This window comes from Kribbella steppae, from assembly GCF_004342025.1.
GTDB classification, from domain to species: Bacteria; Actinomycetota; Actinomycetes; order Propionibacteriales; family Kribbellaceae; genus Kribbella; species Kribbella steppae.
Genome location: NZ_SLWN01000007.1, coordinates 391,784 through 415,288 on the forward strand (window position 1 = coordinate 391,784; position 23,505 = coordinate 415,288).

General features: G+C 67.3%; 29 protein-coding genes and 1 other RNA gene. 12 read left to right on the forward strand and 18 right to left on the reverse strand.

What is annotated here, in order from left to right; all coding sequences use genetic code 11:
* Positions 1-105: 105 nt before the first annotated feature.
* Positions 106-876 carry a helix-turn-helix domain-containing protein gene (locus tag EV652_RS22345; protein WP_132211126.1) on the reverse strand — a complete coding sequence of 257 codons (771 nt, stop codon included), beginning with the start codon at positions 874-876 and terminating at the stop codon, positions 106-108.
* A gap of 88 nt (positions 877-964) precedes the next feature.
* Here EV652_RS22345 and EV652_RS22350 point away from each other — a divergent pair, with 88 nt between their 5' ends.
* Positions 965-1,315, forward strand: coding sequence for a nuclear transport factor 2 family protein (locus EV652_RS22350; RefSeq protein ID WP_158441220.1), 351 nt, complete (start codon positions 965-967; stop codon positions 1,313-1,315).
* 42 nt (positions 1,316-1,357) lie between these two features.
* Positions 1,358-2,452 (forward strand): epoxide hydrolase family protein, encoded by a 1,095-nt coding sequence (locus EV652_RS22355; RefSeq protein ID WP_132211128.1) that lies wholly within the window; start codon positions 1,358-1,360, stop codon positions 2,450-2,452.
* Positions 2,453-2,456: 4 nt separating this feature from the next.
* Here the strand turns inward: EV652_RS22355 and EV652_RS22360 are convergent, their stop codons facing one another.
* A complete protein-coding gene (locus EV652_RS22360) occupies positions 2,457-2,795 on the reverse strand; it encodes a winged helix-turn-helix transcriptional regulator (RefSeq protein WP_132211129.1) in 339 nt (112 codons plus the stop codon).
* A gap of 71 nt (positions 2,796-2,866) precedes the next feature.
* On the opposite strand from EV652_RS22360, the gene EV652_RS22365 reads away from it, so the two are divergent.
* Together EV652_RS22365 and EV652_RS22370 are read left to right on the forward strand one after the other, a co-directional pair.
* Positions 2,867-3,412: a carboxymuconolactone decarboxylase family protein gene (locus EV652_RS22365; protein ID WP_132211130.1), complete on the forward strand. Its 546-nt coding sequence runs from the start codon at positions 2,867-2,869 to the stop codon at positions 3,410-3,412.
* Between the two features lie 217 nt (positions 3,413-3,629).
* Positions 3,630-4,595, forward strand: a complete 966-nt coding sequence (locus tag EV652_RS22370) for a hypothetical protein (RefSeq protein ID WP_132211131.1) — start codon at positions 3,630-3,632, stop codon at positions 4,593-4,595.
* A 108-nt stretch (positions 4,596-4,703) separates the two neighbouring features.
* Here EV652_RS22370 and EV652_RS22375 read toward each other — a convergent pair whose 3' ends face one another.
* Positions 4,704-5,681 (reverse strand): AraC family transcriptional regulator, encoded by a 978-nt coding sequence (locus tag EV652_RS22375; RefSeq protein ID WP_132211132.1) that lies wholly within the window; start codon positions 5,679-5,681, stop codon positions 4,704-4,706.
* A gap of 117 nt (positions 5,682-5,798) precedes the next feature.
* On the opposite strand from EV652_RS22375, the gene EV652_RS22380 reads away from it, so the two are divergent.
* Positions 5,799-6,542 carry an NAD(P)-dependent oxidoreductase gene (locus tag EV652_RS22380; RefSeq protein ID WP_132211133.1) on the forward strand — a complete coding sequence of 248 codons (744 nt, stop codon included), beginning with the start codon at positions 5,799-5,801 and terminating at the stop codon, positions 6,540-6,542.
* A gap of 174 nt (positions 6,543-6,716) precedes the next feature.
* On the forward strand, positions 6,717-7,973 hold the full coding sequence (locus EV652_RS22385) for an aminotransferase class V-fold PLP-dependent enzyme (RefSeq protein ID WP_132211134.1): 1,257 nt from the start codon (positions 6,717-6,719) through the stop codon (positions 7,971-7,973).
* Positions 7,974-7,983: 10 nt separating this feature from the next.
* On the opposite strand, the gene EV652_RS44665 is transcribed toward EV652_RS22385, so the two are convergent.
* Together EV652_RS44665 and EV652_RS22390 are read right to left on the reverse strand one after the other, a co-directional pair.
* A complete protein-coding gene (locus tag EV652_RS44665) occupies positions 7,984-8,313 on the reverse strand; it encodes an alpha amylase C-terminal domain-containing protein (RefSeq protein WP_199238330.1) in 330 nt (109 codons plus the stop codon).
* Complete coding sequence (locus EV652_RS22390) at positions 8,301-9,413, reverse strand: alpha-amylase family glycosyl hydrolase (RefSeq protein ID WP_199238331.1); 1,113 nt, start codon at positions 9,411-9,413, stop codon at positions 8,301-8,303. The genes EV652_RS44665 and EV652_RS22390 overlap by 13 nt, the downstream gene beginning before the upstream one ends.
* 194 nt (positions 9,414-9,607) lie before the next feature.
* Between EV652_RS22390 and EV652_RS22395 the strand changes: the two genes are divergently transcribed.
* The 4 genes from EV652_RS22395 to EV652_RS22405 all read left to right on the forward strand — a co-directional run bounded on the left by EV652_RS22395 (position 9,608) and on the right by EV652_RS22405 (position 12,345).
* Positions 9,608-10,243 (forward strand): GntR family transcriptional regulator, encoded by a 636-nt coding sequence (locus EV652_RS22395; RefSeq protein WP_132211135.1) that lies wholly within the window; start codon positions 9,608-9,610, stop codon positions 10,241-10,243.
* 94 nt (positions 10,244-10,337) lie between these two features.
* Entirely contained in the window at positions 10,338-11,525 is a 1,188-nt protein-coding gene (locus EV652_RS22400) for an amidohydrolase (RefSeq protein ID WP_132211136.1), read from the forward strand.
* Complete coding sequence (locus EV652_RS44670; RefSeq protein WP_199238332.1) at positions 11,522-11,725, forward strand: hypothetical protein; 204 nt, start codon at positions 11,522-11,524, stop codon at positions 11,723-11,725. The genes EV652_RS22400 and EV652_RS44670 overlap by 4 nt, the downstream gene beginning before the upstream one ends.
* On the forward strand, positions 11,722-12,345 hold the full coding sequence (locus tag EV652_RS22405; protein ID WP_199238333.1) for an MFS transporter: 624 nt from the start codon (positions 11,722-11,724) through the stop codon (positions 12,343-12,345). The genes EV652_RS44670 and EV652_RS22405 overlap by 4 nt, the downstream gene beginning before the upstream one ends.
* Before the next feature lie 10 nt (positions 12,346-12,355).
* On the opposite strand, the gene EV652_RS22410 is transcribed toward EV652_RS22405, so the two are convergent.
* The 4 genes from EV652_RS22410 to EV652_RS22425 are packed head-to-tail and all read right to left on the reverse strand — an operon-like array spanning position 12,356 to position 14,743.
* Positions 12,356-12,775: a hypothetical protein gene (locus EV652_RS22410; RefSeq protein ID WP_132211137.1), complete on the reverse strand. Its 420-nt coding sequence runs from the start codon at positions 12,773-12,775 to the stop codon at positions 12,356-12,358.
* A gap of 13 nt (positions 12,776-12,788) precedes the next feature.
* Entirely contained in the window at positions 12,789-13,550 is a 762-nt protein-coding gene (locus EV652_RS22415; protein ID WP_132211138.1) for an ABC transporter permease, read from the reverse strand.
* Positions 13,551-13,559: 9 nt separating this feature from the next.
* Complete coding sequence (locus tag EV652_RS22420) at positions 13,560-14,360, reverse strand: ABC transporter ATP-binding protein (RefSeq protein ID WP_132211139.1); 801 nt, start codon at positions 14,358-14,360, stop codon at positions 13,560-13,562.
* The gene (locus tag EV652_RS22425) at positions 14,360-14,743 is read right to left on the reverse strand and encodes a DUF1048 domain-containing protein (protein WP_132211140.1); all 384 of its coding nucleotides are present in this window, start codon (positions 14,741-14,743) and stop codon (positions 14,360-14,362) included. Before EV652_RS22425 ends, EV652_RS22420 begins: the two co-directional genes overlap by 1 nt.
* Before the next feature lie 214 nt (positions 14,744-14,957).
* Between EV652_RS22425 and EV652_RS22435 the strand changes: the two genes are divergently transcribed.
* A complete protein-coding gene (locus EV652_RS22435; protein WP_132211141.1) occupies positions 14,958-15,905 on the forward strand; it encodes a pyridoxal phosphate-dependent aminotransferase in 948 nt (315 codons plus the stop codon).
* Positions 15,906-15,958: 53 nt separating this feature from the next.
* Here the strand turns inward: EV652_RS22435 and EV652_RS22440 are convergent, their stop codons facing one another.
* Positions 15,959-16,522: a carboxymuconolactone decarboxylase family protein gene (locus EV652_RS22440; RefSeq protein WP_132211142.1), complete on the reverse strand. Its 564-nt coding sequence runs from the start codon at positions 16,520-16,522 to the stop codon at positions 15,959-15,961.
* Between the two features lie 129 nt (positions 16,523-16,651).
* Between EV652_RS22440 and EV652_RS22445 the strand changes: the two genes are divergently transcribed.
* Positions 16,652-17,482, forward strand: a complete 831-nt coding sequence (locus EV652_RS22445) for a helix-turn-helix domain-containing protein (RefSeq protein WP_132211143.1) — start codon at positions 16,652-16,654, stop codon at positions 17,480-17,482.
* Between the two features lie 174 nt (positions 17,483-17,656).
* Here the strand turns inward: EV652_RS22445 and ssrA are convergent.
* The 8 genes from ssrA to EV652_RS22480 form a co-directional block, all read right to left on the reverse strand.
* Positions 17,657-18,033, reverse strand: a transfer-messenger RNA (tmRNA) gene (gene ssrA, locus EV652_RS22450).
* Positions 18,034-18,141: 108 nt separating this feature from the next.
* On the reverse strand, positions 18,142-18,702 hold the full coding sequence (locus EV652_RS22455) for a DUF1707 and DUF4870 domain-containing protein (RefSeq protein ID WP_132211144.1): 561 nt from the start codon (positions 18,700-18,702) through the stop codon (positions 18,142-18,144).
* An 81-nt stretch (positions 18,703-18,783) separates the two neighbouring features.
* The gene (gene smpB / locus EV652_RS22460) at positions 18,784-19,260 is read right to left on the reverse strand and encodes an SsrA-binding protein SmpB (RefSeq protein WP_132211145.1); all 477 of its coding nucleotides are present in this window, start codon (positions 19,258-19,260) and stop codon (positions 18,784-18,786) included.
* Positions 19,261-19,447: 187 nt separating this feature from the next.
* A complete protein-coding gene (locus EV652_RS46030) occupies positions 19,448-20,878 on the reverse strand; it encodes a M23 family metallopeptidase (protein WP_132211146.1) in 1,431 nt (476 codons plus the stop codon).
* A gap of 69 nt (positions 20,879-20,947) precedes the next feature.
* Entirely contained in the window at positions 20,948-21,859 is a 912-nt protein-coding gene (gene ftsX, locus EV652_RS22470; protein WP_132211147.1) for a permease-like cell division protein FtsX, read from the reverse strand.
* 19 nt (positions 21,860-21,878) lie between these two features.
* Positions 21,879-22,568 (reverse strand): cell division ATP-binding protein FtsE, encoded by a 690-nt coding sequence (gene ftsE / locus EV652_RS22475; RefSeq protein ID WP_077013482.1) that lies wholly within the window; start codon positions 22,566-22,568, stop codon positions 21,879-21,881.
* 269 nt (positions 22,569-22,837) lie between these two features.
* Positions 22,838-23,002: a hypothetical protein gene (locus tag EV652_RS44105; protein ID WP_158441221.1), complete on the reverse strand. Its 165-nt coding sequence runs from the start codon at positions 23,000-23,002 to the stop codon at positions 22,838-22,840.
* Positions 22,995-23,375, reverse strand: a complete 381-nt coding sequence (locus EV652_RS22480; RefSeq protein ID WP_242001921.1) for a hypothetical protein — start codon at positions 23,373-23,375, stop codon at positions 22,995-22,997. Before EV652_RS22480 ends, EV652_RS44105 begins: the two co-directional genes overlap by 8 nt.
* Between the last annotated feature and the right edge of the window lie 130 nt (positions 23,376-23,505).

Consider the following 23,505-nt stretch of genomic DNA (forward strand, 5'->3'; position numbering starts at 1 on the left):
GACCGGCGCGGTCGCGGCGAGGGCCTTGGCCAGTGGATCGATCCGGCCGGGAACCGGACGATCGGCGCGCTGATCGTCGTGGCCGCGTCCGGGGGCGGATCCCGCTCAGCGTTTGAGGAAGTCGGCCGTTCGCGTGTCGGCGGGGAGGTAGGTCTCGACCGCGATCTCTTCGAGGGTGATGTCGAACGGGGTGCCGAAGGTGGTGATGGCGTTGATGAAGCAGAGGTCGGCGCCCCGGTGGTGGATGCGGATCGGGAGCGCGATGTCGGCGGAGTCGGGTGGTGAGTTGTCGTGATCGGGGCCGTAGGCAATCAGTTCGTCGTACAGGGTGTGCAGCTCGGCGTCGCCGGTGGTCGCGGCCTGGCGGGCGAGGCGCGGCAGCAGGTAGCCGCGGACCTGGGCGAGGTTGCGGACCCTCTTCGCGAACCCATCGGGGTGCAGGCCGAGGCGCATCATGTTGATCGGCGGCTTCAGCAGTGCGGGATCGACGCCGTCGAGGAAGACGTCGAGTGCGTCGTTGGCGAGGATCAGGTTCCAGCGGCGATCGACGGCCAGGGCCGGGTACGGCTCGTGGGCGCGGACGAACCGTTCGAGCGCTTCCCGGACGCGATCCAGGTCCGGATCGTCCAACGGGCGTTGCTGGTAGAGCGGTGCGTGGCCGGCGGCGACGAGCAGGCGGTTGCGCTCGCGGAGAGGGACACCCAGGTGCTCGGCCAGGTGAATGACCATTGCGCTGCTCGGGATGGTGCGGCCGGTCTCGACGAAGCTGACGTGGCGGGCGGATACGTCGGCCTGGATCGCGAGGTCGAGCTGGCTCAGCTTCCTACGGTGACGCCACTCTCTGAGCAGTACGCCGACCGGCCTGTCGTGGGACATGGTGTCGAGTATCTCCGGGCTCAATCGGCGTCGCCATTACCACCCTTGTAATCGACAGCATGACCCGTCGTCGGAGACCGTCGGTGCCATGACAGCTTTGGAGAAGAAGCAACTCGCCCTGCACGCGTTCCAGGAATTTGCCAACGGCAACATCGACGTACTGCGGCCGCTGCTCCGCGAGGACTTCGTCGAACACAGTCCCGGCAATCCGTCCGGACGCGACGCGTTCATCGAGTTCATCGCCCAGGCCCCGGTCGCCGGTGCCCAGCTCGACCTGCGTCGTGTGATCGCCGACGACGAGTACGTCGTGATGCATTACCTCATGACCACATCGGACCACCCCGAAGGCGAGGTCGTGGTCGACATCTGGCGGTTTGTAGACAATCAGATCGTCGAGCACTGGGACGTCGTCCAGCCCGCAATCGCCGGCATGCTGTGAAGCGGACATAGCCTGTCCTCTACTGTCCGTAGCGTCGTATCCATGAGACCTTTTCGCATCGACATCCCGCAGGCCTCGTTGGACGACCTGACCGCCCGGTTGCGGAACACTCGCTGGACCCCGCAGCTCCCCGGCGACGGATGGAGCCGCGGGGTTCCGGTGAGCGAACTCCGGGAGCTGGCCAGCTATTGGCAGACCGGGTACAACTGGCGGGCTGCCGAGACACGGTTGAACGAGTTCCCTCAGTACCTGACCGAGATCGACGGTCTGGACATTCACTTCCTGCACGTTCGCTCCGCGCAGCCGGATGCGCTGCCTCTGCTCCTCACCCATGGCTGGCCGAACTCGTTCGTCGAGTTCACCGAGCTGATCGAGCCGCTCACTAGGCGGGGATTCGACGTCGTGGTGCCGTCCGTTCCGGGGTTCGGATTCTCGGCGGCGCCGCGTGAGACCGGCTGGAGTGCCGCACGAGTGGGGCAGGTCTGGGCCGAGCTGATGCGTCGCCTCGGCTATGAGCGGTACGGCGTACAAGGTGGGGACTTCGGCGCGTACGTCGCACCGGAAGTGGCCAAGGCAGATCCTTCGCACGTGGTCGGCGTGTACATCACCGGCGGGCTGGGATTTCCGACCGAAGCTGATCTACCCGAACTGAACGAGGAGGAGCAGACCGCGTTCGCCGAGCTGATGAACGCGGACTGGATGCACGGCGTCGACCACCACGCTCTGTTGAGGACGGCACCGCAGACCTTCGCCTACGGGTGGAACGACTCACCGGTGGCCGCGCTGGCGTGGCTGACGCAGAAGTTCCACGAGTTCAACGCCAGCGGCGAACCGCTCGAGCAGGCGATCGACCGCGATCTGTTCCTGACCAACCTGAGTGTGTACTGGTTCACCGGAACGTTCGGATCCTCGGCACTGCCGTACTACGACGCCGTCGGCCCACTGTGGCCCGAAGGGCAGAAACTCGTCCCCACCGGCGTGTACAGCGACGCACCCGGTATCCGCCGGCTCGCCGCTCGCACCAACACCATCACTCACTGGCCGGAGACCAACCCGGCCGGACACCACTTCATTGCCATGAGCAACCCTGCCGACTACGCCGAGGATCTCCAGGCGTTCTTCACTGGTCTCGCCTGACCTGTCAGGCCTTCTTCGGCAGGCCTTTCTCCCAATCGTCGGCCCAGGACTGGAGCGGGCGGATGGCGGTGATGAGGTCCTTGCCGAGTGGCGTCAGGCGGTAGCCGTCATCGTCGAGCCGGACGATGGCGGCTTCTGTCAGGGTGGCGAGGCGGGTGCTCAGGACGCTCGAGGACATGCGTTCGCAGCGGCGCTGGAGTTCGCGGAAACCCAGCGCGCCGGAGCGCAGTTCCCAGATCACCCGCAACGTCCACCGCTGCCCGAGCAGGTCGAGCGCCGCCATCAGCGGCCGCCCGGTCGTCGATCCACGAACCGGTACACCCGGACGAGGCTGATCCGGCATCGCCACCTCCTTGCGCTTCTCTTTCCGAAGCATCATAGTGGTTCGAAATCCGAAGCGCTCACGAGGTGACCATGCCCCGCATCGAACCACTCACCCCGCCGTACCCCGCGGACGTCGCCGAGGCCCTCCGCAAATGGATGCCACCCGGCGTGACCCAGGAACCCCTGGCCCTGTTCCGCCTACTCCAACACCACCCCGACCTGGCGTCCCGCATGCGGGTCCTCGGCGCCGGCCTCCTGGCCCACGGCGAACTCCCCGCCCTGGACCGCGAAATCGTCATCGCCCGCGTCTGCGCCCTGTCCAACTGCCCCTACGAGTGGACCGTCCACGCCACCGTCTTCGCCGACCAGGTAGGACTCACACCTGACCAACTCCAAGCAACCGTCACCGGCGCCACCGACTGGCCCCCAAACCACGAAGCCCTGCTCCAAGCACTAGACGAACTCCACGCCACCGCCCACCTAACTGACGAGACCTGGCGAGCCCTCAGCAGCCACTGCAACACCCAGCAACTACTGGAGATCCTCGTCCTGGCCGGCTGGTACCACACCATCAGCTACGTCGCCAACGCCGTACACCTGGCCAACGAACCGTGGGCGGCGCAGTACCCCAGCTGACGCCTCTTGCACCAGATGAGCCGAGGTCGCTCGCAGCGTCGAGGCGCCCTCTTCATCGCTGGGAGTGGGAGCGTCGTTACAGCGCTGAGAGATCCGGTATGGCGGCTGTTGCACGAAGGTGCAAAAGTCACGTGGATGTCGGCGGTGGCAGGTAGGGTGACCTCGGTCTCGGGCTGACCGAGACGACTTTTCTTTGCCCTGGAGGGGGAACTCCTTGATGAAACTGCAGCGCCTTGCGCTCGCAATGGCCGGCGTCGGCATGCTCGCCGCGACCGTCGCCGCTTCCGGTCCGGCCGTCGCCGCCGGTCAGGCCGATCCGAAACCGTCGTGGTCGGCCAAGGCCGCCAACCTGAAGCAGCAGGCGGGAGTGAAGGCCACGTCCACGGCCGCGGCCTGCATCAACTGGGTCGGGTGGCCGACTGCCACGAACACCGTGGAAGCGGTGGACGTCACCGCCGGCAGGCCGCCGCAGGCCGCCGCTTACGAGCCGTTCAACTTCGTCTCCACCCGGTACTCCGCGACCTGGTATGCGGCGCAGAATGCCTCAGCTACCCAGTTCTACTTCTACGGTCTGTTCCTGCAGAGTGGGAACCTGTACCGGCACACGACCTACCTGTCGGACACCGCTGCGCCGCGGCCGACCTTCACCCGGATCGGGTCCGGCTGGACGAACTTCAAGTCCATTGCGACCTCGAACTACAGCGTCGCGCTGCCCCGGCACGCGTACCTGTACGGCCTGAACACCAACGGCAGCCTGTACCGCTACGCGCAGGTCAGCGGCGGCTTCCGGTCGCTCGGCTCGTTCGCCGGGTTCCGTGGCTTCAAGGCGATGACGGTGATCAGCGAGACGGCGACGTACGACACGCTGCTGATGACGACGAACGCCGGCGCTCTCTACACCATCCGGATCCCGGTCACCGCGACGGCGAAGCCGGTCGTGAAGCTGATCCGCAGCTCCGGCTGGTCGGCCTTCGAGTCGCTCGTCGTCCAGGGCTGCGGGACTCGTGGCGGTTCGCTGGTCGTCGGTGTCGACCACGAGACCGACTCCGGTTACCTGTACGCCATGTCCAAGGCCAACGGCACCGCCACCGCCATCACGTCGTACGGCAAGATCCCGGCGGTCTTCAACGGGATCAACCACGTGTCCTTCACGTCGCACTACGACCAGCTGGTCGGCGAGTAGCCCAAGGGTTCCAAGCAGGAGACACACGCAGGACACACCCAACCGGGGACGCCGCACACGCGGCGTCCCCGGTTGTCGTTGGCAACCTCACCTGCGCTCCGCGTGGTCCTATCGCAGCGATTTGTTCCCGTGTCCCCGGCGGACCGCGCCGGGTGAGGTGCCGGCGATCCTGGCGAACGCCCGGCTGAAGGATGCCTCGGACTGGTAGCCGAGGTCAGCGGCGACCGCGGCCACCGTCGTGTCGCCGTGTTCCAACCGGGAGTGAGCCAGCTCCATCCGGCAGCGGGTCACGTAGCGCATCGCCGGCTCCCCGACCAGTTCGGTGAACCGGGCGGCGAAAGCCGATCGTGACATGGCCGCCTCGCGCGCCAGGGATTCGACAGTCCAGTCGTGGCCGGGCGATCTGTGCACCGCCGCGATCGCCCGCCCGAGCTGGGGATCCTGCAGCGCACCGAGCCAGCCGCTCTGCGCCGCCGGATCGCGGGCCAGCCAGGTCCGGATCGCCTCGATCATCAGGATGTCGGCGAGCCGCGTCGTCACTGCCTCACCGCCGGGCCGCGGCCGCCGCAGCTCGGCGGTCATCATGTGGATCGCGTCACGGATCCGCGACTCCCCCTCGCCGGTGTCCTCGAGGTGCATGATCGGCGGAAGCAGGTCGAGCAGCCGCCTGACCCCCGGCTGGTCGAAACTGACCACCCCGCAGATCAGCGTCGACCGCGCGCCGTCTCCGCCGCATCGCAGCACCGAGAAGTGCTCGTTCACCATCTGCTGCGGCAACTCGTCGGCGCGACCGGTCACCGGTGCGTCCGGATGGCTCCGCATCCAGTGGCCACGCCCGTGCGGGACGAGCGCGATGTCGCCGGCCCGTAGGTAGACCGGTGCGTTATCAGCTACCTCGAGCCAGCCCCCGCCACGGGTCACCAAGTGGAATGTCACACAGTTCCCGAACGGCGGCAGCTCCAGCGCCCAGGGCGCCCCCGCCTCTGTCTGGGAGTAGAACACCCCGCGCATCCGAACCTGGTAGAGCGCCTCGCCGAGGGCATCTCGTGGCGCCCACGGATCCAGCCCGTCTGGACGAATCGACATGCTTTGCAGATTAATCGCCATAGATTGTCCTGCCAACCCTCCCTAGCGTGGACGTAGGGAGATCGTCCGAACCGGCAGCGGATCACCGCGGACGCCGGCCGAACTGGGAGGATTGTCATGAAGGTTCTGGTCATGGGTGCGACAGGTGGGAGCGGCCGGGCGGCGACGGCCGAACTGCTCCGGCGCGGCCACAGTGTCACCGCATTCGCCCGCTCCGCCGGCAAGCTCCGGCACCGAGCCGGCGTACCCGGAGATCTGTCCGGAGATCTGTCCGGAGATCTGTACGGAGACCTGCACACGATCGACGGCGACGCCGCGGACCCGCACGCCGTCGACACCGCCGTCGCCGATCAGGACGTCGTCGTGGTCGCACTCGGGATCAGCGAGAACGCCGTGCGGGTGCGCCTGCGCGGCCCCGCGCACACCGTGCCCGACATCCGTTACCGCGGAACCAGCAACGTCATCGCCGCGATGCAGCGGCACGGCGTGAGCCGGCTCGTCGTCCAGAGCGTGTTCGGGATCGGTGCGACCGCCGGCCAACTCCGACTGCGCGACAAGCTCTTCTGCTGGCTGCTGATCAACCAGCAGATGGCCGACCACGCCGAGCAGGAGCGTGCGGTCCGGGCGAGCGGGCTCCACTGGACCATCGTCCAGCCCGTGCACCTGACCGACGACCTCATCGACGGCGAAGCCTTCAGCTCCGCAGCCGGCGAGGTCGCCCAGTTCAAAGTGGCCCGTACGGCGGTCGCCCGGGTGCTCGCGGATGCAGTCGACCAGCCCGACGCTGTCGGCGCCTCGATCGCGGTGTCGGGAGCATCAGGCGCCAGGACACCCGTCGGCCCGGCCAAGCTGGTTTCGTGACGGCCTTTGCCCCAGCCGGGAAACCTTCCGGGATTTCCGGACGGGCTTGAGCAGCGCTACCTCCGCACCCGCGCCGCCCGGCTTCCCTGACCCGATGACCTCGGGCTGCCACCAGGCGGTCGCCGAGGAGCCTGCCGCTGGTGTATCAACAGGAGATGATTTCGCAGGCGGGCGGTGCTCGGCGCAGGGGTGGCGTACGGCGTCGCGCTGGCCGGGTGTTCGGCAGATGCAGATACCCCCACGCCGTCACGACAGTTCGATCCGGCTGACTGGGAGTCGGTGCGGGCGCAGTTCGCGCTCGACCCGAAGCTGGCTCATTTCGCGTCGTTCCTGTTCGCATCACACCCGGCACCGGTGCGGGAGGCGATCGACCGTCATCGCGCGGGCCTCGATCTCGATCCGGCCGGCTACCTCGAGCACGACATCGAGCTGGAGGAGAAGGTCCGCACGGCCGCCGGTGCGTACCTCGGCGCCGATCCCGGCGACATCGCGCTGACCGACAGCACCACGATGGGAACTGGGCTGGTGTGTGCCGGGATCAAGCTCAAGCCCGGACAGGACGTCGTCACCACCGAGCACGACTTCTTCGGCACCTACGACGCGCTACAGAAGCTGAGCTCCCGAACCAGCGCCCGAGTACGCCGGGTGCGGCTGTACGACGCTCCCGCGGCAGCGACCGCGGGTGACGTGGTCGCGAGACTGAAGGCGGCGATCGGGCCGCACACACGGCTGATCGTCATCACCTGGGTGCACTCGTCCACCGGAGTCCGGCTCCCGGTTGCCGACATCGCCGCCATGGTGCGCACCGTGAACTCCACCCGCGCACCGGCCGACCGGGCGCTTCTCCTCGTCGACGGAGTGCACGGCTTCGGTGCCGTGGACACGAGAGTGGCCGATCTCGGCTGTGACTTCTTCACCACCGGGACGCACAAATGGCTTCACGGTCCGCGCGGCACCGGTGTGCTGTGGGCACAGGCCTGGGACGCGATCTCGCCGGTGATCCCCAGCTTCTCCCGGCCCGACGCCCCTGGCCGACTGGCGACCCCTGGCCGACTGGCGACCCCTGGGGGCTATCACACGGCCGAGCACCGCTGGGCGCTGGCAGAAGCCTTCGACTTCCATGCCGCGATCGGCAGATCCAGGATCGCGGCACGCATCACCGAGCACGCCACCCGACTGAAGGACGGTTTGGCCAGCATCCCTTCGGTCACGCTGATCACACCCCGGCAGGCCGAGATGTCGGCTGGTCTTGTCATGTGCTCGATCGAGGGAGTCGCACCACACCAGGCAGCGGCCACTCTTCGTCGTGATCACGCCGTCGTCGCCAGCGTGACGCCGTACGACGATCCCTATCTCCGGTTCGGACCGGGCATCGTCAACACGCCGGACGAGGTCGAGCGTGTCATCAAGGCTGTTGCCTCGATCAACTGACGTGAAAGGCTCAGGAGACCTTGGCGCCCGCGTGAAGGGCGAGCCCGTCCTGAGGGGCTACATCTGCCCGGAACCAGCCGGACGAGTCGACCGTGTACGTCGGTCCCGTACACCCGCCTGGTGAGTAGTCGCCGTGAAAGACGTCGCAGTAGACACCGGCCGGGAGGCTGGTGTGGAAGCTCCGGCCGGAAAGCGCCGAGCCTTCGTCGTTCAGGATCAGGTACCCCTTGTCTCCGCGTCCGAAGGCGATCGCGTCGTTGCCGTTGTCCCACCAGTCGGTGACCGACGTACCGCCGACGCTGTTGTGGAAGCCGACCATGTTGGCGATCACACTCGCCATTGATGCTCGCACCGCCACCGATTGGTGAAACAGGTCGTGTCGACCGTCTGCCCACCACTCGTCGACGGCGGACCCTGATCATTGGAACTGTATTCGTAGCTCGACATCAACTTCGGCGTCCCATACGTCCACGCCAGCATGAAAGCGTTCGCCATCGCGTAGCGACCGTTGTCCCGGAAGGTCAGGACTCCGCTCCCCCGCTGGGTGTCGTGGTTGTCGGTGAACACGACCGCACGATCCGACGCCAGCGGCGAGGCGAAGGTCCGCAGGTACGCGAGTCGCTCGGTGTTGAAGATCTTGGCGAGATCCTTCCCGTACCGGAACTCGAGGACATCACCGTTGCCGACGTACTCGTCCGGAGTGACCGGTTCGCCCGCGCCGTAGATAACTTCCTGATACAGGTACGCCGGCCGCGAGAGCCGGGACTTGATCGCGGCGATGTCTTCCGAGGCCATGTGCTTGGAGGCGTCGAGCCGGAAACCGTCCACCCCGATCGCGAGCAGATCATTCAGGTACGCCGCGATCCGGCCGCGCACGTAGTCGGTCCCGGTCGCCAGGTCGGCCAGATCGACGAGCTCGCAGTTCTGCACCTCGTAGCGGTCACCGTAGTTGACGATGTCGTCGTTCCCGTTCCGCCCGCAGTGGTGAAAGTCCTGGGTCTGATAGGTCCCCGGGTAGTCGTAGTGGCTGTACGACGACCCCGCGCTCCCCACACCACCCGACGAGCCACCGGTCATGTGGTTGATCACGGCATCGACGTACACCTTGACGCCGGCGGCGTGACAGCTGTTCACCATGGCGACGAACTCGCTACGGGTGCCGCGCCGCGTGCTGTCCAGCTTGTAGCTCACCGGCTGGTAGTCCTGCCACCACGGATAACCGGCCCCGGGCAGAACCACGTGTTCCTGCGGCGGCGAGATCTGGACCGCTCCGTACCCCTTCGGGCCGAGAACTTCGCCGCACTCCCGCGCGACCGAGGTCCAGTTCCACTCGAACAACTGGACGATGACATCACGCTGTCCTGGCGGCACCGCCGCGGCCGGCACGGCCACCGGCAGCACTGCCAACACAGCGAGAACGGCCAGGATCTTCCGATTCACTTGCCACCGGGGAATTCTCACGATCGGCATTCAACCAGTTGCACACAGCTAGGTGATGCCCCAGAAGTGCACGGTCGGCTACGCGGCACAGATGTGCAACTCCCGGACAACGGAGAGGCGGACCACCGGGTACGGCGACGTTCAGGCATCCTGGGGTCGGTATACCAAACCGGTGGCGAGCGTAGTGGAGTCTCATGAGCAGGAGCCTGGAGTCGGAGTCGGAGCGGGTCACGCGCCTTCTGCGGGACGAGATCCTCGACGGAGTGCGAGCCCCGGGCGAGCGGCTGGTGGAACGTGACGTGGCCGACGGACTGGGCGTGAGCCGGGTGCCGGTGCGTGACGCTCTCAAGGCGCTGGTCGCCGAGGGGCTGGTGACGCTGCGACCCCGGTCATGGGCCGTGGTTCGTGAGTTCACCGACTCCGACATCGCCGATCTGAACGAGGTGCGCGCAGCGTTCGAACCGCTGACATTCCGACTGGCCGCCGAGCGGCGTACTCGTGAGGGACTGGATCGGCTCCGACGAGCCCTGGATGAACATCTCGCGGCGGCGCGCGCGAACGACGCGGTGCTGGCCCGGCGCAAGGCCGCGGACTTCCACGAGATCGTGACGGAACTTGCGTCGAACGAATTGCTCGTCGAGGTCGAACGGCCGCTGCGCAGCCGGATGCGCTGGCTGCTGGCCCAGCACGACGACCTGATGGCGGTCGCGGATCAGCACGAAGGGTTGTACGCCGCCATCGCGAACCGGGATGTCGCCGAGGCCGAGCGCCTGGTCGCTGAGCACCTAGCTCTCTCGCACGCGCTGCAGCGCCACACTCGGAGCAGCTAGGGGTATACCAGCTCTTTGGGACGGATCTTCAACACACAGAGGCCGGTGGGGTAGCGCAGGCCGGCCATCCGTCAGCTTGGTATACCATTACTGCATGACCTCCTTGCTCCTTGCCAACGTGCGTCCATGGGGTGGCGCGCCGGTTGATCTGGTGATCGTCGACGGCGTGATCGCGGACGTCGTCCCGGCCGGCACCGCGGTCGCGGACGGCCAACGCATCGACGGGCGCGGCCTGCTCGCGCTGCCAGGCTTCGTGAACGCGCACGCACACGTGGACAAGAGCTGGTGGGGACAGCCGTGGGTCTCGTACGGCGGGGAGCCGACGACCCAGGGTCGGATCGCGCACGAGCGGGCCGAGCGGGACAGGTACGGCATCCCGAGCACGGCCGGCACGATCGCGGTGCTCCGCGAGTTCCTGCGGCACGGTACGACTGCGACGCGGACCCACGTCGACGTGGATCTCGGCGTCGGACTGCGCGGTATCGAGAACGTGCGCGAGGCCGCCGCGACCCTTGACGATGCGGTGCAGGTCGAGATCGTCGCGTTCCCGCAGGACGGCGTACTCCGGCGCCCCGGCGTACTCGATCTGCTGGACCAGGCCGCGGCTGAAGGAGCGACGAGCATCGGCGGTCTCGACCCGGCGTCGATCGACCGTGACCCGGTCGGCCAGCTGGACGCGCTCTTCGAGATCGCCGTACGGCGTGGTGTCGGGATCGACATCCACTTGCACGACGGCGGCGAGCTCGGCGCGTTCCAGTACGAGCTGATCATCGAGCGGACCCAGGGCACTGGTCTCGCGGGCAAGGTGAACGTGTCGCACGGGTTCGCCCTCGGCGAGCTGTCCCCAACGCGGCAGGCTCAGCTCGTCGAGCAACTCGGAGCGGCCGGGATCTCCTGGACGACGGTGTCGCCCGTCCGATCGGCGCCGCTGCCGTGGCGTGCGATGCGGGATGCCGGCGTCGCTGTCGGACTCGGAACCGACGGCATTCGCGACCTGTGGTCGCCGTATGGCGACGGCGACCTGTTGCAGGTCGCCCGCGGCTTCGCCCGGCTGCACGGACTGCGCACCGACGAGGAACTCGGGTACGCCGTCGAGCTCGCGACCACCGCGGGTGCGCCGTTCGTGCACCGCGACGGCCACACCCTCACCCCCGGTTCGCGCGCGGACGTCGTACTGCTCGACGCCGAGAACGTGCCGGATGCGCTGGTCCGGGCACCGCGCCGGGACACGGTCGTCGCCGGCGGACGGGTCGTCGTACACAACGCCGAACTCCTCGTGTGAGTCAGACGGCCACCGTGGTGGGGAGGACCCTCGGTTCGTTGCGCGGGAACCGGCCGTTCCGGCTGTTGTGGTTCTCCAACCTGTTCTTCTTCGGCGGGGTGTGGACCCAGACGCTGGTGCTCGGCTGGCTCGTCTACAAGACCACCCGCACGCAATCTCGCTCGTCATACTGCTGCCGCTCCGCGGCCATGGCCAGGTGAGCCACGAGCACACCGAGGCGGCGGTCCGGATGGTCACCAGCGGGCTGCGCGCCATCAGCCGGAATCAGCTGGCCACCACAGTTCTCCTGGTCACGCTGGCCGCAAACACCCTGTTGTGGCCGATCGCGCAGGCGTTCATGCCGGTGTTCGCACAGGAGTCGCTCAGCCTCGACGCCGCAGGCTTGGGCTGGCTGTTGACCTGCAGCGGCATCGGCGGCCTGATCGGGTCGCTCGCGCTGGCCGGACTGGGCGACTTCCGTTTCAAAGGCGCGGTGTTCGTGTTCGGCACTGCGATGTGGGGTGCGCTGTGGTCGCTGTTCGCCCTGTCCAGGAACACGATCGCGGCGTTTCTGCTGATGGCCGCGATCGGCGTGATGAGCGCGGCGTTCGGCGTACTGCAGACGACGCTTCTCCTGATGACCACCGAGACGCACCTCCACGGCCGCGCCCTCGGATTGCAGGAGCTTGCCATCGGCATCATGCCGGTCGCTTCACTCGCACTCGGCGCGTTCGCAGAGCACTTCGGTGTCGGCCCCACCACCTTCGTGAGCGCGCTCCTGCTGGTCGGGCTGGTGTTCACCCTCGCCGTACGGTCACCGCAACTACTGCGCTACACCTGACACCACCACATCAGATCGGCTGGCGTCGATGCGCAGCTTTGTGACCGAACCCGCTTCCTTCCCAGGGTGGCAGGTTCAGCAACGCATCACACCCCGCGCTGTCATCGAAACTGCTGCTGAGGTGGACCGCGGTCCTGTCACGCTCCACCTGAACCTGTGGTCCTCTGCTTCCGTCAGCCAGTCGGACATAGGCCCTGACATCGCTCCGCTGGAGCCAGCGAACGAAGTCGCCGACGGAAGCCTCTTCCTCGCCCGTGTAGCCGCCGTCGAAGCGGATCGCGGTGATGTCCTTCAGTTGGCCGGTGCCCCCCTTGCGGACTGCAGTGACGTACAGCGTCCTGAAGCTAGCCAGGCTGACCATGACGCCTCCCTTTCCTCCCTGCATAGTCGTCCGCTGCCAGCACACCCGCAAGCCCTCACCGCCCACCATGCTCCTCAGCCGGCTAGCTGATCTTGCGCCGGTAGATCACCATCGCGAAGGCGTAGGCGACGACCAGCAGGCCGACGCACCAGGCAAGCGCGATCCAGATGTCGTTGCCGACCGGTTGCTGGGCGAACAGTGCGCGGATCGTGTTGACGATGGACGTCACCGGCTGGTGCTCGGCGAAGGCACGCACCGGGCCGGGCATGGTTTCGGTGGGGACGAACGCCGAGCTGAGGAACGGCAGGAAGATGAGTGGGTAGGAGAACGCGCTCGCGCCGTCGACGGACTTCGCGGACAGGCCCGCGATCACGGCGAGCCAGGTCACCGCGAGGGTGAACAGGACCAGGATTCCGGCGATCGCGAGCCAGGCCAGCACTCCGGCGCCGGTCCGGAAGCCCATGATGAAGGCAACGCCCACGACGATGACGAGCGAGATCAGGTTGGCGAGCACCGAGGTCAGCACGTGGGCCCACAACACGCCCGACCGGGCGATCGGCAGGGACTGGAAGCGTTCGAAGATCCCGCCGTCCAGATCCGTGAAGAGCCGGAAGGCGGTGTAGGCGACACCGGACGCGATCGTGATGAGCAGGATGCCGGGCAGCATGTAGTTCACATACGAGCTCGACCCGGTGTCGATCGCGCCACCGAACACGTAGACGAACAGCAGCATCATCGCGATCGGCATGATCGCGGTCGTGATGATGGTGTCCGGGCTGCGGCTGATGTGGCGCAGGGAGCGCCCGGTGAGGGCGGCGGTGTCGCCGATGAGGTGCGTGGCCATGGTTGTTCCTTACTTTTCCGTGCCGGTGCGGGCAGTCTCGGCGGCAGCGTCCGTGCCGTTGTCACCGACGAGGGTGAGGAAGACGTCCTCGAGGGTCGGCTGTTTCTCGACGTACTCGACCTTGGCCGGCGGGAGGAGTTGCTTGAGTTCGGCGAGGGTGCCGTTCACGATGATCCGGCCCTGGTGGAGGATCGCGATCCGGTCGGCGAGCTTCTCGGCCTCGTCCAGGTACTGCGTCGTGAGCAGTACAGTCGTGCCGTGGTCGGCGAGCTCCTTGACGCTGTTCCACACCTCGATGCGCGCCTGTGGGTCGAGCCCGGTCGTCGGTTCGTCGAGAAAGACGACCGGAGGACTCCCGATCAGGCTCATCGCGATGTCCAGGCGGCGACGCATACCGCCGGAGTACGTCGCAGCCCTCCGCCCGCCCGCGTCCGTCAGCGAGAAACGGGCGAGCAGGTCGTCGGCGATCTTGCCCGGGTCCTCGAGGTGCCGCAGCTTGGCGATCAGCACCAGATTCTCCCGGCCGCTGAGAATCCCGTCGACAGCCGCGAACTGACCCGTGAGGCTGATGGATTCCCGCACCTGTGCAGGTTGCGTGGCGACGTCGAAGCCATTGACGCCGGCCGTCCCCGCGTCGGCCTTCAGCAGCGTGGACAGGATTCTCACGACGGTGGTCTTGCCCGCCCCGTTGGAGCCGAGCAAGGCGAAGATGCTGCCGCGCTCCACCTCGAAGTCCACCCCGCGCAGCACCTGCAGCTCGTCGTACGACTTCTCCAGACCCTGTACCTGGATGACCTGCTGTGTCGTCATCAGACGGACCTCTCGTCGTTTCCGGTGTCTTCTCCGGCGGCGCGCGCGATGGCGCTGTTCAGCCGGTCGCGCTCGCGCACTCTCCACTGCCCGTCCGGGTAGTTCGAGACGAACGTCTCGATGAACTCCACGGGGTCCGCGCCGACGATCTCGCGGACCGGGGTGTTGTTCGCCGCCCTCTGCTCGAACAGGTCGACGAGGTCCTCGTACATCGAAGCCGCGTCGTCGCCGTCCCCTCCACCGAGGTGCATCAGGTACCGCTCGAGTGCCTCGACCGTCGTGCGATAGCTCGCGGGAAGCCGCCGTGTGCGCTCCCGGTACTGCCGGAAGCGCTTCTTCTCCTCGAGCGGCCCGGTGACCTTCTCGATCCATCGTGCAGCCATTTCTACTGACCTCCTGTGCGGAGCTGTTCGAGCCGTTCCGAGAGGAAGCTCCAGGTCCTCCAGAACTCTGCGAGGTTCTTGCGACCGGGTCGCTGAACCGTTCATGGCATCCAGCGTCACCGACTGCCCTGACACTGGGCCGCCACCGCGCTGACACGGCCGCTGACACCCGAAAGGGCACTCGCGAATCCGCGGGACATAGCTCCGGACGGCGATCGCCGCCGAACTCCAGCGCGAGCACGGCCTACGCATCGATCCCGATCGCCGCCTGCTCATCACCCACGGAGCGATGCACGGCCTCTCCCTCGTCCTGCGCACCGTGCTCACTCCGGGCGACGAGGTCATCGTCCCAACGCCTACCTTCTCTTTCGACGGCCTCATCCGCGAGTCCGGTGCGACGCCCACCTACGTTCCGTCCCGCGAGGGCGACGGCTGGGCGCTCGACCCCGCCAGGCTGGAGGCCGCCGTCACGCCACGCAGCCGCGCGATCCTCCTGTGCAATCCGAACAACCCGACGGGCTACCTGCCCGACGCTGCGACCATCGCAGCGGTGGTCGACATCGCGGCGCGTCACCGGCTCCTCGTGATCTCCGACGACTCATGGCAGCACTTCACGTTCGACGGCCGTAGCTACCAGCCGGTGGAGGCCTTCGCCGATCGCTGGCCGCACCTGGTCACCATCACGAGCCTCAGCAAGTACTACGCGCTCGCGAGCTGGCGGCTCGGCTACGTCCTTGCGCCGCCGCCGATCGTCGACGCGCTCGAGCGCCGCCTCCAATGGGAGGCGGTGTGCTGCGGAGTGGTTCCGCAACGGGCCGCGGTCGCTGCCCTCACCGGGCCACGCGACTGGCTCGACCATGCGCTTTCCACGTACCAGGCCAAGCGCGACCTCGTCTGCGATGGCATCGCCGCGAGCGGCCTCACCGAGCCAGTGCGCCCCGCGGCCGGCGCCTTCCTGCTCGTCGACTGCTCTCGCCTCGGCGACTCGCCGGCCGACATCGACCGCACTCTGCTGCGTCACGGCATTGCGACGATCCGCGGCGCGGACATGCACGCCCCCGACACACACGTCCGCCTCACGTTCGGCTCGGACGAACAAGTACTCGGCGAACTGGTCGACGGCCTGGCTCGCGCGTGCCGAGCCGTCGCAGCCCGCCCGTAGTACTCGAGGGGGTCAGCCAGCTCTGCAGCCGCACCTCGAGCGGCGAATGAGGTTCAGCGGGTTCCAACGGCGGCCGTCCAGGCGCGCGGCTGGAGGAACTCGTCGAGTTCGACCCGCCGGGCCAGGTTGTCGATCACGCCGACCAGGCCGGCGAAGGTGCACTCGGCAACGACCTCCAGGATGTCGGCGGTGGACAACCCGGCGTCGGTCGCACGTCGTACGGTGTCGTCGGCAACCTTCCCGCGGGTGAGCACCAACTCGCGGGCGAGCGCGTACACGGCGGCGCCGCGCAGGTCCGTGGGTTCGTCACCGGCGCGCATCCGGTCGATCTCGTCGTCGCCGGTGCCGAGTCGTGACAGCACCGTGGAGTGGAAGGCCACACCGTACGCGTTGTCGACCGCGACGCCGACAGCGACGCCTGCTGTCTCGCGCAGCGCCGGGTCCAGCTCACCCGAGCCGACAGCGCGCCGGAGGCCGTCGAAGGCCGCCAGCAGCGCCGGTGATGCGGCAACCGTCGCAGCCAGGTTCGGCACGAAGCCGAGATCCTCGGCGATGCCGTCCAGCAGTGCCTTGGACCCCGTCGGCGCCATTGCGGGTGCGTGAATCGTTAGCTCCATCGTTCCTCATCTGTCTCGTCGTTCGCCGACGGTCGCCGGCTGTTGGCCAGCTTGCGGACCCGGCACGGTGCTGCACGATTCCCCGGCAGGGAAGGGATCCGGAAGGCCGCGCGGCTTAGGCTGACTGCCATGTGGAGTGCATTGCCGGAGTCCGACCGGTCGGCGGAGTTCGGCGACTTGTTGCGGCACTGGCGTGCCGTCCGTCGGGTCAGCCAGCTCGGCCTGGCATCGGCCGCCGGGTCCACGCCGCGGTACGTGAGCTTTGTGGAGACCGGCCGGGCCCGCCCGAGCCGCGAGATGGTGCTCCGGTTGGCACGCGCACTGGACGTGCCGCTGCGGGAGCGGAACGGCCTGCTGTTGGCCGCGGGGTTCGCGCCGCTGTATCCGGTGGCCCCGCTGGGCAGCACGCAACTCGGTCGGGTGGAGACCGCGCTGACCTCCATGCTCGAGCAGCACGAGCCCTACCCGGCCGTAGTGCTGGACCGCGGTTGGAACGTGCTGCGCGCGAATCGCGGTGCCGGCCTGCTGTTCGCGCGACTGTTCGCGCCCGACCAGATGCCGGGCGCGGTCAACGTGCTGCGACTCATGCTCGAACCTGGCCCCGTCCGTAGCAGCGTGCTGAACTGGGACGTCGTCGCACCCGCACTGCTTGAGCGCGCCGCCCGGGAAGCAGTCGGCGGCGTCTTCGACCGTGCCACCGCGGACCTCGTCGAGCAACTGCGTGCGCGACCGGATATCGCCGCCGTCATGGCCGGGGCGGCAGCGGGCGTGCCGACCGTGCCGGTTGTCGACGTACGGTTCGCGGTCGACGATGTCACGCTCGACCTGTTCTCGGTGGTGTCCACGATCGGTACGCCGATCGACGTCACCGCCCAGGAGTTGCGGGTGGAGGCGTTCTTCCCCGCCGACGACGCCACCCGAGCGGCCTGGCGTCGGATCGGCCCTGGGGTCGAGGTCTGAGTGGCGATCCCCGCCAACTTGTGACCGGGGACGAGGGTCCGGATGCCGTCGCCACGACGGCAAGGCACTCCGAGGAGCTGCCGCGGCGACCCAAGCGCTGCTCAGGGAGGCGGTAAGTGGTCGTGAAACGACGAAGTGCCTGGTCGGTGTTGCTGTGACCAGGCACTTGTCTAGGGGTGGAGGTGGCGGGAATCGAACCCGCGTCCTTCGGCGTTGCTTCAAGGCTTCTCCGGGCGCAGTCTGTTAGTCGTTTTCTCAGCCCCAGCACTCTCACAGACACGTCGCTGACAGGCTCAGTCACTGTTAATGTCCCACACCAGCCCCGTGACCGGGCTAGTGCAGCAAGCTCCCTAGCTGAGGCCAGGAACCGGGTCGGAAGCATCCCCGGGCTGACCGCTTCTTTATGTGCTCAGGCCGTCAGGCGGCGAGAGCGAAGCTACTGCGCTTAGCGTTGGCAGTTATTGGTTTCCAGAGATCGTTAACGAGATAACCCTGGATCCTCGGCCCGCTTCCCTTGGAACTAACGTCCAAAGTCGAAACCGTTCACCCCCTGTTGAGTTTTCAAACTCCCACCAGCCCCGAGGGGTCGTAGAAGATCCACACTATCAAGTCCAACAAGCCACCCGCACCTGGGATTCCCCACAGCTGACTACCAAGGGTTACTTGATCAGGCGGAGTGTGAACGGGTAGCGGAAGTTGGCGCCGACCGCGGTGGCGAGGCCGCCGATGCCGGTGAGGACGAACCACAGGACGCCGAGCAGCGGGAAGAGGAATGAGGTGAACCCCTCCGTCACCCCGGTGATGATCCCCAGCAGCGCGAACGCTCCGAACGCGCTCAGCTGGAAGTTCAGCGCCTCGACCGCGTGCTTGCGGACCGCCGGGTTCTTCTGACCGGTCGTCGCGACCACGATCGCCGGGCCGACGAAGAAGGTCGGGTACCCGAGCCAGTGGGCGACCGTTCCCATGCCGCGTCCGTCGCCGGTGTACCGCTGGACCTGGGCCGGCCGCGTGAAGGCGGCGGGGGCGTACGTCGGAACAGGCCGCGAAACCAGGCCGTTGAACGTGCTGTTCAGCTCGGCCCGGGTGCGGGCCTTGAGCGCCAGTTCCAGCCGAGTGTCGAACTCGCCGTGCTCCAGCCGGCCGTCGGCGTACATTTCTTTGAGGATCTCGACGGCTCGGTCCCGTTGGGCCGGCGTCACCAGCAGGTCTGAAGTGGACATACCTCCACTGTGCGCGCCGAGAGCCGCTCACCCCATCGGGTGCAGCCCCCAGCCACCCCTGAGCCGACCCCAGGCACTACCTCAGCGGCCGCCGCGGCGGCGATCGGAGAGGGCCCGCTGGGCCTCGCGGCTCGCCTGGCGCTCGGCGAGGGCCTGCCGCTTGTCGTAGTCCTTCTTACCGCGCCCGGTGCCGAGCTCGACCTTCGCGTACCCGTCCTTGAAGTACAGCGACAGCGGGATCACCGACACACCCTGCTGCTCGACGGCGCGGATCAGCTTCTGCAGCTCGTCCTTGTGCAGCAGCAGCTTGCGGGTACGGCGCGGCTCGTGGTTCGTCCAGGTGCCGTGCTTGTACTCGGGGATGTGCATGCCCTGCAGCCACAGCTCGTTGCCCCGGACCGCCGCGAACGCGTCGACCAGCGAGGCCCGGCCCTGCCGCAGGGACTTCACCTCGGTCCCGGTCAGCACGAGTCCGGCCTCCACCACGTCCTCGATGTGGTAGTCGTGTCGCGCCTTACGGTTCTGCGCGATCGGTTTCCGGCCGGTCTCTTTCACCATCCGACCAGTATCTCAGACAGCAAGCGGTCGGTGTTGCCATTTACTTCAGCTCCAGCGGCGTCCAGGCGGGTGCATCGCAAGGCGGAGGGAAGGCCTCGATGCGGGTTTCATCGTGGCCTTCCCTCCAACGCCGCGAGGTGCCCGCCTGGACGCCGCTGGAGCGAAGGAAATGGCAACACCGACCGCTTTAGAGCCACTTCATCGGATTAACCACCCGGCCGTCCTGGTAGACCATGAAGTGCAGGTGGCAGCCGGTGGAGTACCCGGTGGTGCCGACGTACCCGATGATCTCGCCCCGGCTGACGCGCTCGCCGACCCTGGCCTTGTAGCGGGACAGGTGGTTGTAGACGGTGGTGATGGAGGAGCCGTCGATCACGCCGTGCGAGATGAACACCCGGTTTCCGTAGCCGCCGTTGTAGTACCGGTCCGTGACGACCCCGCTGGCCGCCGCGCGGATCGGCGTACCGCAGCCGCCGCCGAAGTCGGTCCCGTCGTGCAGCTTCCAGTAGTGCAGGACCGGGTGGAACCGCATTCCGAACGGTGATGTGACGTAGCTGTTGATCGGGTAGCTCAACCGTCCGTTGTCGTCGGGGTCGTTCGGAACCGGCCGCGGCGGGCGGCCTTCCTTCCGGGCCTTCGCCCGCTCGGCCTTCTCGCGAGCCGCCTTGCGGCGGGCCGCGGCGGCCTTCTCGGCGCGGGCGCGGGCGATCAGGAGCTGCTCGACCCGGTTCCGCTCCCGGAGCAGCGCGTTGTACTGCGCCAGCTCGGAGTTCTTCTCCTTCTCGGCGGCTTTGTAGGCGACCAGCTTGGCCTGCGCGACCACGGCGGCCTCGGCCTTGTCCGCGGCCACCTGCTTGGTCAGCTCGGTCACCTGCCGCACCGTCCGGGCAGCCTCGGCCCGCGCCGCCTCAGCGGCCTTCTCGGCCTGCGCGACCTTGGCCCGCTTGCTCACCAGTTGCGCCTGCGCGTTGTTGAGGTTGGTGATCGCGTTGCCCTGGATGCCGAACACGTTGCGCTGGACCTGCATACCGGTGGCGATATCCGCCGGCGATGCACCGCGCAGTGCGATCGACAGCCCGACCAGGCTGTTCTGTTGCTGGTACGCCGACCTGACCGCCCGACCCGCCAGCGCCCGCTTCTCGGCGATCAGCTTCTCGCCCTCCTCCACGTCGGCGACCGCCGACCGCAGCGCCTGTTCGGCGGCACGGAGCTTGCCCGCGGCAACCGCATCGGCCGCCTTCGCGGCCGCCAGTTTGCCCTGGGCAACGGCGTACCGGACCTGGACGACCTTGTACTTCGCCTCGGCCGCGTTGTAGACGGCGGCGGACTTGCCGAGCTGGTCGGACGCGGCGGCGAGATCGGCCTTGGACTGGTCGATCTGCGAGTCGAGTTGCTTCTTCTTGGCGGCTGGATCCGGTGGGTCCGCCTGGGCAGGCGACACCACCGCCAGGACTCCGGCGGACAGGGACAGGACAAGGCAGCATGCGGCGACGACCGTCTGCCAGCCCGGCGGTCTCGTGCGTGATCGCGGGCGCGGCTTCGCGGAGGTGCCGGTGCTGTCGTCTCGCTTGATGCTCCCCCGCTGACGCGGGTTCGCACCGGGGAAGTGCGGGACCACAGGTCGACCCCTTGCTCTGGGTTTAGTTGTCGTGCGTTGAGACTGCTACAGCACGATAAGTCACCCGGGTCAGACTTTGAGGTATTTCCGCGTTGTCAGGAATGTCGGGACCACGGCGAGCACCAGGCCGACCACGACCATGATGAGCGTGGCACGGAAGGTTTCGGTGGCGCCGACCCACTGCCAGACCCGGAACGTCTCCTGGGCCCGCTGCATGACGACGAAGTACACCCCGACCCACAAGGTGCCGCAGGCAAGAACCGCGCCGATGAGTGCTGCCAGGACCGCTTCGAGCAGGAACGGCAGCTGGATATAGAAGTTCGACGCACCGACCAGGCGCATGATGCCAATCTCTCGTCTGCGCGCGTACGCCGCCAGCCGGATCGTGTTCGAGATCTGCATCAGGGCGGCGACCAGCAGGAGTGCGGCCGCGACCAGGGCGCCGACTTGCAAACCGTTGAGGGCCTTGAACAACGGATCCAGATACTGTCTGAGGTCCTGGACGGTGTCGACACCCGGCAGGCCGGCGACCGCGCTGACCAGGTTCTGGTAGCGCTGTGGATCCTTCAGTTTGACCCGGTAGGACTCCTGCATCTGGTCCTCGGTGACCGTGCTGACGATCGGCGAGTCCTTGTACAGCTTCTTGAACTGCTCGAACGCTTCCTTCTTGGTCTCGCCGAAGACGCCGTCCGGCGCGGTGTCCGGGTTCGACTCGATCACCTGGCGGATCCGGTTCTTCTGCTCCTGGGTCACCTCGGTGCCCGCGCAGCCGCGGCCGCCGGAGTCCTTGGTGCAGAGGAAGACCGAGATCTGGATCTTGTCGTACCAGTTCCCCTTCATCAGCTCGACCTGCTCGCGGGCGAGCAGTGCGCTGCCGAACAGCGACAGCGAGACCCAGATGGTGACGACGACCGCGATCGTCATCGAGAGGTTCCGCTTCAGACCGATCCCGAGGTCGGAAAGGATGTAGTTCAAGCGCATCAGTCAGTAGTCCCTGGTCTCAGTGCTGGTAGCCGTAGACGCCGCGCGACTCGTCGCGGACGACATGACCGTTCTCCAGCTCGATCACGCGCTTGCGCATCTGGTCGACGATCGACACGTCGTGGGTGGCCATCACGACTGTCGTCCCGGTGCGGTTGATCCGGTCGAGCAGCTTCATGATGCCGACCGACGTCCCGGGGTCCAGGTTTCCGGTCGGCTCGTCGGCGATCAGGATCATCGGCCGGTTCACGAACGCCCGGGCGATCGCGACCCGCTGCTGCTCACCGCCGGACAGCTCGTCGGGGAGCCGGTCCTCCTTGCCGTCCAGGCCGACCAGTTCCAGCACCTCGGGCACCGTCTTGCGGATGTGCGAGCGGGGCTTGCCGATCACCTGCAGGGCGAATGCCACGTTCTCGGCGACGGTCTTGTTCGGCAGCAGCCGGAAGTCCTGGAAGACGGTGCCGATCTGGCGGCGCATCTGCGGGATCCGCCAGCTGGCCAGCCGGTTCAGGTCCTTGCCGGCCACCATGATGTGACCCTTGGACGTCCGGTGCTCACGCAGGACCAGACGAAGGAACGTCGACTTGCCGGACCCGGAGGTGCCGACCAGGAAGACGAACTCGCCTTTCTCGATCTCGACGTTGACGTTCAGCAGAGCGGCCTTGGACTGGCCCTCGTACGTCTTGGACACATTCTCGAAGCGGATCACGGGATCATCCGGCCGTGGTCGGGAACAGGGAGCGACGCAACGGTAACCACGAGGAGACCGTACGCCACCGGAGCGGCCGTCGATCAGTGTAGGTGCTCCCGGGCGTGCCGCCGACCAGGCGTGCCGCACCGTACGGCGGCGTCCGATACCCGGCGTGCACCGAGACTGCCGAGACGTGTGATCGGTGCACGGCCGACGCTGCCCCGCCCCTGTTCTTCCTGCTTGAGCGTATCCGTTTTCGCCGGTCAGCCGGTGGAGTTATCCACAGGTCAGGCTGGGGCAGGCGTGGCTCCGTTGCCGTTGTCGGGGCGGGCGTCGGCGATTCGGGCGAGGCCCGGCTCGGGTTTGCGGCCGGCCCGGCGGGCTGCCTCGACGTGCAGCCGGGCCAACTCGACGGCCTGGCGGGAGACCTTCACGGTCTTCTTCTCAGCCATGCGCACCGTCTCCCTCGACGACCTCAGTATCTGCCTCAGCAATATCAGCATAGGCGGCCTGACCGACGCGGTCGATCGCGACGGAGGCGGTCAGCGCGGCGACCAGATCGTAGTCCTCCGGCTGTAACAGTTCCGACCGCATCAGTGAGCGGAGCGTGACGACACCGGCGTCCGTCGCCGCCTCCTCGCCCTCGAGAATCTGCTCGACCGCCCACCGGACCATCCGCATCGTCTCCTCGCGGTGCCGCCAGACATCCAGCTCCCGGTCGGACTTGCGGGTCAGGTACGACCCCAGCGCGACACCGCCGAGGGCCAGGAACGGGCTCAGCACGGTCACGACCACACCGACCACCGAGATCCAGGTCGGAATCACAGACACACCCCGGCGCGCATACACGTCCTCCCAATTCCATGGTGATGACCGGTCGAAGATGTTACGAAGGGAACCATTCCACCCGCCACCGACAGAGCCAGCCCAGTCTGACAAGGAGCAGTGTCACCGT